The organism is Halomonas sp. SIMBA_159 (genome assembly GCF_046536035.1).
GTDB classification, from domain to species: Bacteria; Pseudomonadota; Gammaproteobacteria; order Pseudomonadales; family Halomonadaceae; genus Vreelandella; species Vreelandella venusta_A.
The window spans coordinates 1-268 of the sequence record NZ_JAWJBT010000689.1; the positions used below are offsets into that span (position 1 = coordinate 1).

Annotated in this window: 1 protein-coding gene; it reads left to right on the forward strand. The window is 53.7% G+C overall.

Features of this window, described 5'->3' with window-relative positions; all coding sequences use genetic code 11:
• On the forward strand, positions 1–268 hold a 268-nt coding region (locus R0J87_RS20955), incomplete at its 3' end, for an aldehyde dehydrogenase family protein (protein ID WP_498888675.1).

The following is a 268-nucleotide window of genomic DNA, read 5'->3' on the forward strand; positions in this document are numbered from 1 at the left end:
CTGGCTGTGACCAATCCGGCTGACGGTGAAGTGTTGTGTCATATTCCGACTCAGAATGAAGCGGAAATTGTTTCTGCCATTGAACGCGCCAATACCGCGCAAAAGGCCTGGGCGAAAACCAGCGCTAAAGAGCGTGCGGTGATCCTGCGTCGCTGGTTTGATCTGATTATGCAAAACCAGGACGATCTCGGCCGTCTGATGACCTTAGAGCAAGGCAAACCGCTGGCCGAAGCCAAAGGCGAAGTGGCCTACGGTGCCAGTTTTATTG